Below are 14,621 nucleotides of genomic sequence, written 5' to 3'. Positions count from 1 at the left end.
CTCTCTGTCGTGCGCGCTGCCTGCGGACCTACGTTGACCGTGGGCGATTGAGCTGGACGTCTGTCGCTGCTGGAGCACGGCCGGGCCGGCCGGTTCGCCTTCCCGCCGCCGATCGGGTCGCTGCTGGACGTGGACCTCGAGAACGGCACCGCCTTGCGTGTCCATATGGACGGCTCGGTTGGCCCGGGCATGGCTGGCCGACCACGACGCCTACCAGCAGCGCGTCTTCGCCGACCTCGCCCAAGCAGTCACTGAGAAGCGAGCCTTCGACGTCCGTTCCCAGCTGCGGACGGCCACGACACTCACCCGGGGCGGCGCCAGCGCTTCCGAACAGCGCATCCTGACCATGGCCCGCACCTTCCTCCGCCCGCAGGATCATCTCCCCGGCCCCGGGCGGGCCCGGACCGTGCTCACTCCATCTCCCACGCCGACGCGCACCACGCGCAAGCGGGCCAAGCCGCAAGAAGGCAACAGGTCGCAGAAGGCGCCCAGGAAGAAGAATTGAGAAGTCCGGTGGGCTTCCCACCACCGGCAAGACCCGTGTGGTCACCTTCCGCCTTGCCACATCAATGGCCGTAGTCGGTCAGCGATCGTTTGACGGACTGGCCGGTGTGGTCGTTGTGCCAGATCACGGCGGTCAGCGCGGGGGGACGAGAAACCCGGTCACCCGGGCCGGGCCGCACCGAGAAGGACAGGCCGGTGGCCGTGGGCACTCGGACGTAGTGCTTGGTCATGCCGGTGACCTCGATGCCCCTCACCGCCCGGCCACCACGGCGAAGTCCTGGAGGTAGCGCAGCACCGGTGCCACGGCGCCGTCACGGGAGACCAGGCCGAGGTAGCCGTCGGGGCGAACGACGAACACCGCGGCACCATTGACGCCGTAGGTGGCGTGTGCCTGCCACGCCTCGTCGACGCGTGCACCCGGATCCGGTCACAGTCCAGCGATGGCAGTGGCACGCCGAACGACAGAACAGTCCAGTGTGGACCGCGGAACAGGTCGAACAGTCGCTGCCCGGAGTCACGGTGGATCGCGTCAGGAGCCCGGTCGTCGGCACACGGCCCGTCGCCGGTGCCGGGTGTGTCGACGGCCAAGGGGCTGCCCCGGTAGGAGATGGTGAGTCCGGAGGTGTCCACGTCGGCGGCCAGGCCGCGCAGTCCCTCGACACCTTCGGCCGCGGCGCGGCGCCGCCGCCGTTCGGAGTCGTCGAGGACCTTCCGGGCGACGGGCAACCGTTCCTGCTCATAGGTGTCCAGTATGGACTCGTCCGCGCCGCGCAGGACCTGGGCGAGTTTCCAGCCCAGGTTGTTGGCGTCCTGGATACCGGTTTCATGCCCTGGCCACCCGCCGGTGAGTGGCAGTGCGCGGCGTCGCCGGCGACCAGGCCACGCCCGATCCGGTACCGGTTCACCATCCGCACGTTCACCCGCCTCGATGACACCCACGGCACGCGGTGGATGCGTAACCCCGCCATCCCGGTCACCTCCTGGGCGATGCGCCGGAAGGTCGCCGGCGACGGTTCGGGAACCGGGTCCCACGGAACCGATGCCTGCAGTTGGAACAGGTCCGTGCTGGGCAGCGGGGTGAGCCCGAGGAAGCCCCGCTCGGGGTCGGCCCAGAGGTGGCTGTGGTCCCGGTCGAGACCGTCGAGCGCGACATCACCGACGAGTCCGTGGTCCTCCTCGAAGGTCTCACCGAGGAACGAGAGCCCGAGCAGCCGACGCACCGCGCTGTGCCCGCCGTCGCAGCCCACCACGTAGTCCGCCCGCACCGACGAGGACTGTCCTTCCCGGACCACAGTCGCGGTCACACCACCGATGTCCTGCGCCAGGTCCACCACCTCGCACCCGAGCCGCACAGCACGACCCGACGCGGCGAGCAGATCGCGCAGCACCTGCTCGATCCGCCACTGCGGCACCCACAGCAGGTCGGGGTAGGGGGTCGCCCGCGACGGTTCCCAACCCGACGTGGTGTCAAGCTGGGTGACCACCTGGTCCCGCCGGTACACCAGCGTCGGCATCGAGGTCCAGCCGAACGACAACACCTCCGCCGCCACCCCCAACTGATCCAGGACCTCCAAGCCGCGCGGCTGCAGACCCTTCGCCCGTGACCCGTGTGCGACTACCGGTTCCTTGTCCACGATCAGGCACTCCACACCACGTCTGACCAGCTCACACGCCAACGTCAGACCCGTTGGCCCGGCCCCGACGACCAGTACCTCGGTGCGTTCCGCCCTTCGCCCCCGCCCGGTTTCATGTGTGAGCTTCGCTGGCAGCTTACATCTGTAAGCCGGAGTGTTCCGGTGGCCCGGAGACGCGACGTAGAGTGACGCCGAGGAGGTGGACGTGGAACAGGTCGTCCGTCAGCCGCTGTCACGCGAACGGATCCTCGACGCCGCCCTGAGGCTGGGCGACCGCCACGGCCTCGACGGCCTGTCGATGCGCCGGGTCGCCCGCGAACTCGGCGTCGAAGCCATGTCGCTCTACAAGCACGTCCCCAACAAGGCCGCGATCGTCAGCGGCATCCTCGAGCGCGTCTTCTCCGGCATCGCCATCCCCGACCGCGACCAGTCCTGGACCGAACGCCTCCGCGCCATCGGGCACCGAATCCACCACGCGCTCAGCGCACACCCGATCGTCGTCACCCTCATCACGACCGGCAGCACCAGCCCACGCACCACCGAAGCCCTGCGCCCGGTCGAGGAACTACTCGCCGCACTCCACGACGCCGGCTTCGACGACCACGACGCGCTACGCGCCGCCAACGCGCTCACCGCCCTCGTCTTCGGCACCATCCAGCTGCAACCAGTACGAGAAGACACATTCGAGGACAACCAGCACGATCAACAGTGGTTCCAGCACACCATTCCGGCTGACGCCCTCCCACGCCTCCACCGAGCCATCCAGACCCTCCACCCAGCCGCCGCGGAAACGGACTTCCACTACCAACTGGACCTGCTGATCACCGGACTCGAACACACCGCCAACCGCCAACACTCCTGAACTCGAACGGCTGGTACGGGCTCGATCTTCGGCATAGGCAACAGCGGGGGTGTCCCTCTCTGACTAGACGGCGACGGGGCAGGAGTCCGTAAAGGAGCCAGCGGGTGGTGCGATGCCGTCGGCCGCCTCCGACGAGCAGCTCGTGGCGGTGGTGGTTGACTGGGCCCGGAGGCGCTGGCACCTGACGCATGGCCAGTGCCGCAGCCTCGTGCGCCGTGGCGAACCGGCCGAGTTCCCCGCTCATGTGATGGTATGCGGCGATGTCCGCCGCTCCCAGATCCGGGTCACCGACGTTGTGGTCGATGAAGGCGTTGACGCGGGCCAGCATGGCCTGCTGGCGGGTCTCGGGCGGAAGGTCGTCGTAGGCTCCGAGGTGTTGGGCCAGGCAGGCGCCCGCCAAGTCGAGCGCCATCGCCCCTAATCGGCTCAGGTCACGCGGGTCGCAGTCGGGGCCGTAGACCTCCAGCGTGGTCATGAACCGGGCGATAATCGCTCCCACGCCGGTGCGGGTCGACATGGGCTGAGCGAGCAGCCGGTAGACCTTGTCCGGTGGCAGCGGCAGCTCCTCGCACGGCAGCTGCATGATGACCACTTGGGTGTGGCGGCCCCTGTCGGGCACTGCGCCTTCGAAGGGGTGCGATACGTCGAAGAGCACCATGTCGCCGAGCACGAGCCCGGAGTCCTGGCGCCGCTGGCTGATCCACAAGGGGGTGCCGGAGACGAAGGTCAGCTGGTACGTGCCCGGGTCGGCCCGCCGGATGTCCGCCCGGGTGCGTCTCAGGTACGCGGGCGGGCTGCTGTACGCGGCCACCCGTACGGAATCGAGGTCCAGCACCGAGGCCCAAGCAGGGAAGCCCGCTGCGCCCTTCCCGCTGCTGAGGGTGAGCGGTGCCAGCTCACGGGAGACCAACTCGCTACAGAACGGCGACTGCTCATTCGCGGGCAGTCCCTCGTTCGACACCTTCTGCCACATTCCGCCCCCTCGGAATCGCCGCTCCGACGACCCTGCCGTGGCCCGGGGCCCATGCGACCCGGACCTCCTGCGCTGTGCCCCGCCCTGTTCAGCTATTTCCCCCGAGGCCGGATACGAGACTGCAAGCAGGCACTCAGGCACAGGTGTTCGAGCATGCCAGTCAGCGCGGCATGTTCTTCCTCGTCCGTGGTGAGGGCGTAGGCGTGCTTGACCGAGATCCACGCACGGGCGTACGTGCAGCGGTAGCTGGCCAGGTCCGGCTGCCAATCGAACGGCCCTTGTCGCTCTTTGCCCGGTTGGAGCGGGCCGAGACGGCGATGAGCTGGGAATGGGCGAGATCGTTGGCGAAGGCCCGGCGGTCCGCGGCCGTCGACTGCGAGGCGCCCGACCGCCATGCGACGCAGTACTCGGGGTGCTCGGTACAGCCCAGCTCGAGGGAGCGGAGCCCACGAGGCCGGCGGTTGCCAGCGTGGCGGCCGCCGCAGCGGCCCAGCGACGAATCACCATGACGGTCACCGTGGCCTGCCCTGTGGGGTCGGCGACGTATCACACCCACCATGATCCATCACGAAGTGATCTTTGAAGACGGACCCTAGTAGCCGCGAGGGGGCGGTGCACATCTCGCCCTGGTTGAAGAAGATGCCCCAGGCGGCCGTCGCTGCGGCGCTTTCGAGGTCGAGGGCATCGGGCAGGACGATGTTGGGTGACCTACCGCTCAGCTCCAGCCAGACGCGCTTGAGGTTGGACTCGGCGAAGTAGTGCAGGAAGTGGCGCCCCACGGCGGTGGAGCCGGTGAAGGCCACGACGTCGACGTGCGGGTGCAGGCCGAGGGCACGGCCGGCCATCGGGCCGTTGCCGTTGACGACATTGAGTACCCCCGGGGCATGCCTGCCTCCAGGGCGATACGGGCGAGCAGCAGTGCCGACAAAGGCGAGTTCTCCGAGGGTTTGAGGACGACCGTGCAGCCGGCGGCCAGGGCCGGGGCGATCTTCCAGCCGGCGAGCGTGAGGGGGAAGTTCCAGGGCACGACCGCACCGACGACGCCAGCCGATGATCATCGATCAACGCCGAGTCTCCAACCACAATCCCCACCAGTCCCCTGCGATGCCCTGACGGCCACAGCCGGTATCGGTGGAGCGCTACCAGGTGCGTGCGGTGCGGTGCAGATCGTCGAAGCTTGCGTGCAGGTGGTGTCCGAGGGTGGCGTGCTGCGGGTCGGCCAGCCACCGGGCTGAGGCGAGCCGGTACGCGGCGACGGAGACGGTGGCGGTCAGCGTGGCCGCCGGGTCGTGGATGCCCCGGGTGCGCAGTGCGCCGGCGATCGCCTCACCGAGGGCTGCCGTCTTCGCCCGTTCGCGTTCCTGTAGATCGGTATGTGCGTCAAGGATGTGCCTGCGGCGCTGTGACGCGTCCCGGCGCTGGTCGAACCAGTCACTGGTGGCCGTGAATGCCGCGAGGACCGCGTCGAGCGGGGACTGCTCCGCGGGTGCCGCGCCCACCGCTTCGCGGACCTCGGCGACGAACCGGCCCTGATCAGGGAAAAGCACCTCACGCTTGTCGGCGAAGTGGTTATAGAAGGTGCGCTCGGTCAGGCCGGCTCGCTTCGCGATCTCGGCGACTGTCGTCCGTTCGTAGCCGCGCTCGGTGAACAACTCGATCGCGGCTTCCTGCAGCCGTTCCTGCGCGCCGGCCGGCCATCGTCCCATGGCACACAGAGTAATGACTGCAGAGACTGCAATCAAGGTGTACGGTGATTTCAGAACCTGTAATCACCGTGGTGCTGCGGGACAGCGGCTGCGGTGATGAAGGCGACGTGAGCCGTATGGGCCGGATCAGATGAAGGAGCTGGTGATGGAGGCTGCCGGAACGCGGGTCGGTGTATTCCTGGGCGGCACGTTCGCGCAGGAACCCGGCATGACCAACCTTGTGGACCGGGCGGTGGAGTTCGCGCGCGAGGTGGCCGACGCCGGTGTGCGCACCGTGTGGTTCGGGCAGGCGGCGGATTACGACGCGCCCCAGCTCGCGGCGCTGGCGAGCCGGGCGGAGCCCCGGGTCTACGTAGGCACCGCGGTCGTGCCGATATATCCCCGCCATCCTCTGCTGCTCGCGGCGGCGGCGAAGACGGCGCAGGCAGCTGCCGCAGGGCGGTTCCGGCTCGGTGTCGGGCTCGGCGCACGCACTGTGCTCCAGCCGCAGTTCGGCCTGCCGTATCCGCCGCAGATCCAGCACCTGCGCGAGTACCTCACCGCGCTGCGCCCGCTGCTGGACGGCGACGACACCGCCTTCGAAGGGGAGACGCTGGCGTCGCGCCCGGTCGGCTCGACGGCCGTGGCCGGGGCTTCCCCGGCGGTCCCGGTTCTGGTGGCCGCGATGGGGCCGCGGGCCCTCGCGGCTGCGGGCGAGTTGGCCGAGGGAACGATTCCGTTCCTCGCCGGGCCCCACACGCTCGCCGAACAGATCGTGCCGACCATCACCGAAGCCGCCGCCGCGGCCGGGCGGCCGGCCCCGCAAATCGTGGCCGGGGTACCCGCGGTGGTCACCGACGATGCCGCAGCCGCCCGCGACCGCGCATCGGCCGCCCTCGGCTTCTACGACAGCATCCCGTCCTACCAGAAGGTCATCGCGACCGAGGGACTGTCGAACGCGGCGGACCTACTGATCGCCGGCGACGAGGACACCGTCGCCGCCGGCCTGCGCCGCTATCTCGACGCCGGGGCCACCGAGGTCATGATCACCCACACCGACCTCTTCGATACCGAAGACCGCACGCGGACCTGGGCCATCGCCCAGCGTCTGTGAACCGGGACCGAACCGGCTACACCGCCCCGACTCCTTCTGCCGTGATCGCGGTGTGCGCGCACCAGGAAGCCCAGCCAGGACGCTGGGCCTCTCACCTTCACCAGGAGACGCGATGCCCAACGAGCTGAACCACATCATCGTCCACTGCCGTGACCGGCGTGAGTCCGCCGCGTTCCTGGCCGAGCTGATGGACGCCCCGGCCCCGTGCGACTGGGGCCTGTTCACCCAGGTGGACACATCGAACAACGTCGGCATCGACTTCGCCGACGCCCTGGTGCCGCCGGACCGCATCAACGAAAGCCACCTCGCCTTTCTCGTGACCGACGACGAGTTCGACTCGATCCTGGAGCGCCTGAAGGAGAAGTCGATCAGGTTCTGGGCGGACCCGCACAAGTCCAAGGAGGGCCAGATCAACCATCTGTTCGGCGGTCGCGGGGTCTACGCGCTCGACCCCGGCGGCACGGTTCTGACCGAGTTCATCACCGCCCCCTACCCGTACTGCTGAGAACCGCCCCAGTGTCGCCCGCACAGGTCACGGCAGGGGCAGGCCGTGTCCGATCCAGTCGGTGAGTCCTGGTCAGGCAGACGCGGAACGCATCGAGGCCGTCCCGCCCGGCCCCTGCCGCGGACGTCGGCCGCCTGCTCGATGGCCGGACCTGGGGTGAGTATCCCGACACCTGCGTCAAAGAGCCCCTGGGGTGAGACCCCGGCCGGGGAGACGTCGGCGGAGTCCGGCGCCCCCCCGGTAGCGGTGTCGGATGAGGAGACCACGGCCGGCCGGGTCAGCAAGTCGCCCTGTCGGCGATGGCGCTCACGGGGACTGGCTGTGGCGTTACGGCAGGTAGTGACTGGCCTGTGCTCCCAAAACGTTCAGCAGGGCCAGGGCCTCGGCGCCGGGGGATCCCGGCGGCCGGTGAAGAGCACCAGGTACTGGTCATGGTCCGTGAGGGTGAGGGTGTCGCAGTCGACGGTGACGTCGCCGACGGTCGGGTGGCGGAAGGTCTTGGTGAGCATCGGCGCGGCCTGTACGTCGTGCCGTTCCCAGAGTTGGGCGAAGTCGGGCCTGGCATCGCGGAGTTCGTCAACGAGGCCGGTCACCGCGGGATCGGCGGGGTAGCGGGCGAGGGCGGCGTGGAGTTGCATCACGATGCTCAGCCGGAAGTCGGCGGCGTCTGAGATTCCGTGCAGCGTCGTATCGGCGGGCCGTGGTCCGGGGAAGGCCCGGCGGGCGAGGTTGCGGTCCTTGGGGGGCAAGCGGGGGAAGTCCTCCGTGAGCGCGGCCGCGAGGTCGTTCCAGGCGAGGACCTCGCATGCGGCGGACATCACGAAGCCGGCGGTCTGCGGCAGCCGTTACTGCGCCCGGCCGGAGGGCGGGTTCGTGCGAGCCAGCCATGTCTCCAATGCACGCCGCCGCATGCCCATGGACCAGCTCACCGAGATCTACCAGAAGGCGTGTCTGACCAGGCTGCACGGCGTCCATGTGCTGCTGTTCAACATCGGACAGGCCCCCGAGCCGCCGTTCCACGGTCTGAAGACCGCCGAACTGTGGGCGGACGGAACTCCCCCCTCCCGAGACGCCGCCGGCGCTCGCCGCCCCGGTGACGCGCTGGCTTGCGGGACGGTTGCAGACCAGCGACCGCGCGGAGTCCGTCCGCCACTCACGCGACGCCTTCCGCTACTTCCCGCGCTGGCTCGCCCGGGTCCACTCCGAAGTCGATGCGATGACCCAGCTGGAGCGGCGGCACGTCGAGGGCTTCATGGCCCACCGCCACGAACACATCAATGCCAGTACCGGGCGTCCTCTGAACGGCACGGTCCCGCTACACCTGCCTCAGCCCACTGCTTCAGTTCTTCCGCGAGACCAGCCAGTGGGACTGGAGCGATGTCCCGGGCAGACCACTCCTCGGCCGCTCGGACATGCCCAAACTCCCCTCCGTACTGCCGCGGTTCATCCCCAGGACCGAGCTGGACCGCCTCACGGACTCGGTCGGAGAACTCGAAGACCGGCACTAACGCGCCGCTCTGCTTCTGCTGCGCTGGAGCGGTGCCCGGCGCGGTGAGATCGCACGGCTGACCCTGGACTGCCTGGACGCCTACCCCGACGGCTATCCACGTCTGCGGATCCTGGTCGGCAGGACCTACGCCGAGCGCATGGTCCCCCTGCATCCCCAGGCCGCCGACGCCCTGCGCGAGCTGATCGACGCGGCCAAGGCCGCGAACGCCGCGGCCCGCCATGATGCATGGGCCGGGCGGCCGGTCCGCTACGTGTTCATGCGACGGGACAAGCCCATGGGCCGGCACTTCCTCTTCGAAGACGCCCTGGAGATCGCCTGCCGCAAGGCCGGACTCGTCGACGGCGACGGCAACCCCACCGTGACCGCCCACCGGTTTCGCCACACGGTCGGCACCCAGCTCGCCGAAGGCGGCGCCCAGATCCAGACCATCATGGCGGTCCTCGGGCACCGCAACGCGCAGATGTCGGCCACGTACTCCCACATCAGCGACCCCGTCCTGAAAGAGCAGTACGAGAAAGTCATCGCCGCCGGCGGACGGATCGCGGGACCGGCCGCCGAGGAACCCCTGAGCAGAAGAATCGGCGAAGACACCCTGAACTGGCTCAAGACCAACTTGTTCAAGACCGAACTCGAACTCGGCCACTGCCTGCGGACACCCGCCGAAGGGCCCTGCGAGTGCGATCTCTACCTCCGTTGCTCGAAGTTCCTCACGACCAGTGAGTACGCCCCGCGCCAGCGGTCCCGGCTCGCCCGCGAGCACCAACTCGCCCAGGACGCCGTCGAGCGCGGCTGGCCCCGCGAGGTCGAACGGCACAACGCCATCACCGGTCGGATCCGCAGCCTCCTCGCCGACCTCGGAGAGAGTGCCGAACTCGGCCCTGACGATCACTGCTGAGCGGATGATTTCGGCAGCCTGAACGAGAGCCCCGACGGATAATTGCCGGATGGATGGATCAACGGCTTCTTGGGTCAACACCACGCATGACTGGCACGGCACCGTGGACGCGGACCATCTCCGCCAGATCCGCCAGAGGCCCGCAGAGTTCGCTCCGGGTGGGCCAGGACACCTTGTTCTTGAGATCGTTGCTTACGCCGCTGACGAGGCAGCGAGCCGGGGCGGCGGACGATGCGTGGTCACGCTGCATACCGACCGCTCCGTGTCGGTGAAGGATGACGGACGAGGCACCGACACCCGGGCCGACGAGCATGGCCGAGTGGTGAAGAAGCCTGTCATGGCCACGAAAGACCTGCGGTTCTTCGACCTCCCGGAGACAGAACGGCTGCCAGACGGACATCCGCGCCGCGGCATGTCCGTCGTCGCAGCGCTCAGCGAATGGCTGATCCATACCAACCGCCGCATCAACGGATCCTGGAGCCAGCGCTATGAGCACGGCTTCCCGGTGACCGATCTGGAGCCCGTCGAAGCCGACGGGACCACCGGGACCTGCGTCCGATTCCTGCCGGGCCGAGCCCTGCGCTCGCGATGGTCTTTGACCGCGGACGATCTGGCGCGGTGGTCCGAGCACTGGCCCGACCTGACTGTCCGCCTCAAGGATCAGCGCGACTTCGTGGACCGGGCAGGCCCGTGACTGCGGGGCGTCACGACGAAATTCGTCCAGATAAATGTTGATGTGCTGCCGCACGAACGGGAGAGGCGGGATCCGCCGCGGCCGAGCGGTGATCCGCTGCTGGGTTTGCCGACCTTGTTCCCCTGATCTGGACCTGGCCGACCGCTGTCGAACGTGGTCTGGTCCGATGCGCTCGTCGGCTCGCGTGCACAGGAGCGGTGGAAAAGCGGTGGACAAAGGTCGCGCGGGTGGCAGACTGACCCGTGTGAAACGGCCGCTGGTGGATGTGGAGAGCGTCACTACGCGGTTGGTACGTCGATTCGGTCCCCAGGTTGCCGCATGGTGCGCTGACACGCCGGATCTCGTCGCGCGGCTCACGTCCCAGTGGGGACTTTCGCTCGGTGCGCCCCTCCCGGACGGTGCTTCGTCGGTCGCGTTGCGGTGCCGCTGGCCCGACGGCACGCCTGCGGTGCTGAAAATCAGTCCGGAGCGGTCCCTTCTGGCCGAGCAGGCCGGAATGCTGGGGTGGTTCGCTGCCTCGGGCCGGGTGCCCAACGTGCTCGACGGCGGCGCGGAACGCGGCCTGATGGCCATTGATCCGAAAGCCTGTGTCGGTGATCCGTGCTTCGACGCTGTGGACTACGTCGTAGCCGGCGCCGGGCTGGAGGGCGTCGAGACCCGCTGCGCGCGCGTGGCGGCGGCGTGCGGGCTCGATGGCGACCGGCTCCACGCCTGGAGCCAGGTGATCGCCCCGTTCGCGGCCATCGCCCACCTCGGTGACGGTGGTGAGAACCCGGTGATCGATGAACTGCTCGCACTGACCCGGTGAGCACACCCGGTATTCCCGATCGCCTCGTGCCCCGCGCTCCGCTGGGGACGGAACACCCTTCGCTCACCCTTCCCCAATGTTCTTCACGGGAGAGTGCCAGCCCTTCGTATGGTTCGCCCGCCCAGGGGCGTCGGGTGCGGCTTTCAACCTTCTGCCAACCGTGGCTAGCATCGATACGGCCGCCCGGCGGCCCCACGACGACTCGGCCGCCAATGAGGAACTGCGAATGATCGCTCCGTAGGGAATCGACAGCGAGGTCGTCCGGCGCGATACCGCCTCGTCGATCGCGGGGGCAGTCGGCGAGCAGGACGCGGAGGTTGTCGAAGATCTGCCTCGCCTGCTCGCGGACACCCGGACAGACGGAGTACGTCCCGAACCAGTCGGCCACGCCCGGTGAGCGTGCTACACGGGCCTGCTCTCCCGCCTCCGCCTCCCAGTCGTCGTACGAGGAGCGGGGGCACGGGCCCGGGAGCGGCCCTCCGACGCGCCACCGCACGTGCCGGGCGCCCGTGCGGCGCCACATCAGCTGGTGCCTGCCGCGCCCCGCTGTCACCTGTTCAGCTTCGGCTCGTGCGAGTCAGTAGCCGCGACTCGATGTGTCGAAGTGTGCTGATGACCGCCTCCGCCTCGGCGGCATCGGGCACGGCCTCGTCCAGGAGGCGACTCCAGGCATCCTCAAGGTGGCGCAGGTTTTCGCCTGCCCTCTGCGTTGGATACAGGCGTACGCGCCGGGCATCATCGGGATCGGCCTCACGGCGCACCATGCCCTTCTGCTCCAGCTTGCGCAGCGCCCGGCTGAAGTTGCTGGAGATCAGCCGAGTCGCCTCGGCCGCCTGGGTCGCCGTGGTGCCCGGCTGGTGATCGATGTAGCGCATGACGGCTGCCTCGAGTGGCGTCCACGACTCCGCTGTGTCTGCCTTGGCGGCGTGAAGGTGCCGACTGATCGCCAGGATCAGGTCGGCGAGTTCGAACAGCCTGGCCTTCTGCTTCTCGTCCACACCCACAGTGTAATTTACCTGTCAGGCGATTACTATCTTTTGACAAGTAACTCATCTGCGCCTACCTTTGCCCTCAATCGCATGAAATATCCGATCGGAGGATCGCTGTGTCCGTACCTTCGCAGGAGTCTTCCGGCAGCAAGATCACACCCGCGTTGCTCACGATGCTCGCGGTACTGGCCAGCGTCGCCCCGTTCGGGATCGACATGTACCTCTCGGCGTTTCCACGCATGGCAGTGGACCTGCACACGAGTGCCACGACCATCGAACTGACCTTGACCACATTCCTGCTGGGGCTGGCCGCCGGGCAGCTGGTTCTCGGGCCCCTGTCCGACCGCTACGGCCGACGCGGACCGCTGCTGGCCGGTTCGGCCGTGTTCGTCACCGCGAGTATCCTGGCAGCCCTCGCCCCGACGATTACCGTCCTCGTGACAGCGCGCCTGCTGCAAGGGGCGAGCGCCTCGGCCGGGATGGTCATCGGCCGCGCGGTCATCGCGGACCTGGAGACCGGGCGTTCCGCGGCGCGTGCTTTCAGCCTGATGATGACCGTGAGCGGGGTGGCGCCGGTCGTGGCACCGCTGCTGGGCAGCGTGCTGGCCGGTGCCATCGGCTGGCGCGGTGTGCTCCTGGTGCTGGCCGCACTGGCTGTTGCCATGCTCGCCGGTTCCGCGGTGATCGTGCGCGAGAGCCTGCCGCCCGAGAGGCGAGGCACCGCCCAGCGGGGCGGGTTCCGGCTGCTGGGGCGCCGTGCCTACGGGTCCGCGACCGGGACGCTGGTGTTCTCCTTCGCGGTCCTGATGGCCTACATCTCGGCCTCCCCGTTCCTGTACCAGACGGTCATCGGCGTCGGCGCCGTTCCATACGGCCTGCTGTTCGCGCTCAACGCGCTCGGCCTCGTCGCCAGCAGCGCCCTGTCATCCCGGCTGCTGCACCGCGTCGAGCCGCGCCGCATCGTGACCATCGGCGTCACCTGGCTCCTCATTGCCTCGCTCGCGTTGCTCGCCCTGGCACTCACGCCCCTCGGCCCGGTCTGGCTGACGGTGCCCCTGTTCTTCGCGGTCGCCTCGCTGGGTTTCATACTCGGCCCGGCCATGGCTCTCGCCCTCGACGCCGTGCCCGACGCGGCCGGGACCGGATCGGCCGTGGTCGGCGCAGCCCAGTTCGGCCTGGCCGCCCTCATCACCCCGGTCATCAGCATCGCAGGCCCCCACACGGCCGTCCCCATGGCGATCGCGATCGGCGCGCTCGCCGTCCTCGCCGCCGCCTCCTACGCGCTCTTCCCCCCGAGCGCACCCGCCGTGCAGGACTTCCCGACAGCGGGTGAGACCCCACACTCCCGCACCCCCTCCACCGGCGCGCCAGAGTGCACGCTCACGGCACCGAAGGAACACTGACCATGAGCCTCATCGGCATCGAAGAACACTGGATGCTGCCGGAGCTGACCTCCGCCCTCAAGGCCGCCTCCCACCCGGACGAGAGCCTCTTGTTCAACGAGCGTGGGGATGTCGGCGAGCGCCTCGAAGACCTCGGCGCCGGCCGGATCGCCACCATGGACGCCCAGGGCATCGACCTGGCCGTCCTCGCCCTCACCCCGCCGGGAACCCAGGCCCTGCCCGCGCAGGAGGCCGTCGTGCTCAGCCGTCTGGCGAACGACACCGCCACCGAAGCGGTCCGCGCCCACCCCACGCGGTTCCGGTCGCTGTCGACCCTGCCGCTCTCGTCCCCGCAGCACGTCGCCGCCGAACTCGAACGCGCCGCAGCCCAGGGCCACGTGGGAACCATGGTCTACGGCCGGTCCGGCGACCGGTTCCTCGACGATCCCGCCTACGACGACTTCTTCGCCACCGCCGCCGGCCTCGGCCAGCCGGTCTTCATCCACCCGCAGATCCCCTCTGACGCGCTGCGTGACGCCACCTACCGGGGTTTTGACCCCATGACCGACCTGGGTCTGGCCACTTTCGGCTGGGGATGGCACCTGGAAGCGGCGACCGCGGCACTGCGGCTCATCCTGCGCGGTACCTTCGACCGGCACCCCGACCTGCAGATCGTGCTGGGCCACTGGGGCGAGTTGCTTCCCTTCTGGCTCGACCGGGCCGACAGCCTCGCCCGCATCGCCGGACTCAAGCGGTCGATCTCGGACTACGTCCGCACCAACGTCTTCCTCACGACGTCGGGAATGTTCAACCCCGCCCTGTTGCAACACGCTCTGACGGTGACGACCACTGACCGGCTGATCTTCTCCACCGACTACCCCTTCCAGCAGCCCACCCGAGATGAGATCGACACCTTCTTCGGCCACCTCGCCACCGACACCGACCGCCACAAGGTCAGCTCGGCCAACGCCGCCGCCCTCTTCGGCCTCACCCCTGCCACGTCCTGACCGACAGCCCGGACGGGGCCACTCCCGCAACCACGACCACACAGAAACCCGTACCAGCA

At 68.9% G+C, this 14,621-nt stretch carries 14 protein-coding genes and 3 pseudogenes; 9 read left to right on the top strand and 8 right to left on the bottom strand.

The window, feature by feature from the left end; translation table 11 throughout:
* Window positions 1–178: 178 nt before the first annotated feature.
* Window positions 179–505: a hypothetical protein gene (locus tag ACZ6TD_RS47610; RefSeq protein ID WP_471348454.1), complete on the top strand. Its 327-nt coding sequence runs from the start codon at window positions 179–181 to the stop codon at window positions 503–505.
* A 61-nt stretch (window positions 506–566) separates the two neighbouring features.
* Here ACZ6TD_RS47610 and ACZ6TD_RS47605 read toward each other — a convergent pair whose 3' ends face one another.
* The 3 genes and pseudogenes from ACZ6TD_RS47605 to ACZ6TD_RS47595 form a co-directional block, all read right to left on the bottom strand.
* A complete protein-coding gene (locus tag ACZ6TD_RS47605; RefSeq protein ID WP_471358880.1) occupies window positions 567–758 on the bottom strand; it encodes a hypothetical protein in 192 nt (63 codons plus the stop codon).
* Window positions 755–862 (bottom strand): hypothetical protein, encoded by a 108-nt coding sequence (locus ACZ6TD_RS47600; RefSeq protein ID WP_471358690.1) that lies wholly within the window; start codon window positions 860–862, stop codon window positions 755–757. Before ACZ6TD_RS47600 ends, ACZ6TD_RS47605 begins: the two co-directional genes overlap by 4 nt.
* A 398-nt stretch (window positions 863–1,260) precedes the next feature.
* Window positions 1,261–2,180, bottom strand: a pseudogene (locus tag ACZ6TD_RS47595) (FAD-dependent monooxygenase); the annotation flags it as partial.
* Between the two features lie 163 nt (window positions 2,181–2,343).
* On the opposite strand from ACZ6TD_RS47595, the gene ACZ6TD_RS47590 reads away from it, so the two are divergent.
* On the top strand, window positions 2,344–3,000 hold the full coding sequence (locus ACZ6TD_RS47590) for a TetR/AcrR family transcriptional regulator C-terminal domain-containing protein (RefSeq protein ID WP_471348452.1): 657 nt from the start codon (window positions 2,344–2,346) through the stop codon (window positions 2,998–3,000).
* On the opposite strand, the gene ACZ6TD_RS47585 is transcribed toward ACZ6TD_RS47590, so the two are convergent.
* The 3 genes and pseudogenes from ACZ6TD_RS47585 to ACZ6TD_RS47575 form a co-directional block, all read right to left on the bottom strand.
* Window positions 2,960–3,961, bottom strand: a complete 1,002-nt coding sequence (locus tag ACZ6TD_RS47585; protein ID WP_471348450.1) for a cupin domain-containing protein — start codon at window positions 3,959–3,961, stop codon at window positions 2,960–2,962. The two genes, ACZ6TD_RS47590 and ACZ6TD_RS47585, sit on opposite strands and share 41 nt — an antisense overlap.
* A gap of 605 nt (window positions 3,962–4,566) precedes the next feature.
* Window positions 4,567–5,021, bottom strand: a pseudogene (locus ACZ6TD_RS47580) (aldehyde dehydrogenase family protein); the annotation flags it as partial.
* A 91-nt stretch (window positions 5,022–5,112) separates the two neighbouring features.
* The gene (locus ACZ6TD_RS47575; protein WP_471348448.1) at window positions 5,113–5,679 is read right to left on the bottom strand and encodes a TetR/AcrR family transcriptional regulator; all 567 of its coding nucleotides are present in this window, start codon (window positions 5,677–5,679) and stop codon (window positions 5,113–5,115) included.
* A 130-nt stretch (window positions 5,680–5,809) separates the two neighbouring features.
* On the opposite strand from ACZ6TD_RS47575, the gene ACZ6TD_RS47570 reads away from it, so the two are divergent.
* Together ACZ6TD_RS47570 and ACZ6TD_RS47565 are read left to right on the top strand one after the other, a co-directional pair.
* Window positions 5,810–6,772 carry a TIGR03564 family F420-dependent LLM class oxidoreductase gene (locus ACZ6TD_RS47570; protein ID WP_471348446.1) on the top strand — a complete coding sequence of 321 codons (963 nt, stop codon included), beginning with the start codon at window positions 5,810–5,812 and terminating at the stop codon, window positions 6,770–6,772.
* 112 nt (window positions 6,773–6,884) lie between these two features.
* Window positions 6,885–7,277, top strand: coding sequence for a VOC family protein (locus ACZ6TD_RS47565; protein WP_471348444.1), 393 nt, complete (start codon window positions 6,885–6,887; stop codon window positions 7,275–7,277).
* 327 nt (window positions 7,278–7,604) lie between these two features.
* On the opposite strand, the pseudogene ACZ6TD_RS47560 reads toward ACZ6TD_RS47565, so the two are convergent.
* Window positions 7,605–8,122: pseudogene (locus tag ACZ6TD_RS47560) on the bottom strand (MmyB family transcriptional regulator); the annotation flags it as partial.
* Between the two features lie 672 nt (window positions 8,123–8,794).
* Here ACZ6TD_RS47560 and ACZ6TD_RS47555 point away from each other — a divergent pair.
* From ACZ6TD_RS47555 to ACZ6TD_RS47545, 3 genes are all read left to right on the top strand, one after another.
* Window positions 8,795–9,682, top strand: coding sequence for a tyrosine-type recombinase/integrase (locus tag ACZ6TD_RS47555; protein WP_471358686.1), 888 nt, complete (start codon window positions 8,795–8,797; stop codon window positions 9,680–9,682).
* A 235-nt stretch (window positions 9,683–9,917) separates the two neighbouring features.
* Window positions 9,918–10,376 carry a hypothetical protein gene (locus ACZ6TD_RS47550; protein WP_471348442.1) on the top strand — a complete coding sequence of 153 codons (459 nt, stop codon included), beginning with the start codon at window positions 9,918–9,920 and terminating at the stop codon, window positions 10,374–10,376.
* Window positions 10,377–10,641: 265 nt separating this feature from the next.
* A complete protein-coding gene (locus ACZ6TD_RS47545; RefSeq protein ID WP_471358684.1) occupies window positions 10,642–11,184 on the top strand; it encodes a hypothetical protein in 543 nt (180 codons plus the stop codon).
* 557 nt (window positions 11,185–11,741) lie between these two features.
* Here ACZ6TD_RS47545 and ACZ6TD_RS47540 read toward each other — a convergent pair.
* Entirely contained in the window at window positions 11,742–12,182 is a 441-nt protein-coding gene (locus tag ACZ6TD_RS47540) for a MarR family winged helix-turn-helix transcriptional regulator (protein ID WP_471348439.1), read from the bottom strand.
* A gap of 107 nt (window positions 12,183–12,289) precedes the next feature.
* Here ACZ6TD_RS47540 and ACZ6TD_RS47535 point away from each other — a divergent pair, with 107 nt between their 5' ends.
* Window positions 12,290–13,576, top strand: coding sequence for a multidrug effflux MFS transporter (locus ACZ6TD_RS47535; RefSeq protein WP_471348437.1), 1,287 nt, complete (start codon window positions 12,290–12,292; stop codon window positions 13,574–13,576).
* Window positions 13,577–13,578: 2 nt separating this feature from the next.
* Window positions 13,579–14,562, top strand: coding sequence for an amidohydrolase family protein (locus ACZ6TD_RS47530; RefSeq protein WP_471348435.1), 984 nt, complete (start codon window positions 13,579–13,581; stop codon window positions 14,560–14,562).
* The last annotated feature ends 59 nt before the right edge of the window (window positions 14,563–14,621 follow it).

The sequence above is a fragment of the Streptomyces yongxingensis genome, assembly GCF_055597465.1.
The sequence above is the reverse complement of the archived record's forward strand: the minus strand, read 5'-3'. Positions and strand labels throughout refer to the sequence as shown.

Excerpts from the sequence above, each read along its gene's own strand:
- ACZ6TD_RS47575 (WP_471348448.1), bottom strand. The coding sequence starts at position 5,679 with ATGGGACGATGGCCGGCCGGCGCGCAGGAACGGCTGCAGGAAGCCGCG.
- ACZ6TD_RS47570 (WP_471348446.1), top strand. The coding sequence starts at position 5,810 with ATGAAGGAGCTGGTGATGGAGGCTGCCGGAACGCGGGTCGGTGTATTC.
- ACZ6TD_RS47565 (WP_471348444.1), top strand. The coding sequence starts at position 6,885 with ATGCCCAACGAGCTGAACCACATCATCGTCCACTGCCGTGACCGGCGT.
- ACZ6TD_RS47530 (WP_471348435.1), top strand. The coding sequence starts at position 13,579 with ATGAGCCTCATCGGCATCGAAGAACACTGGATGCTGCCGGAGCTGACC.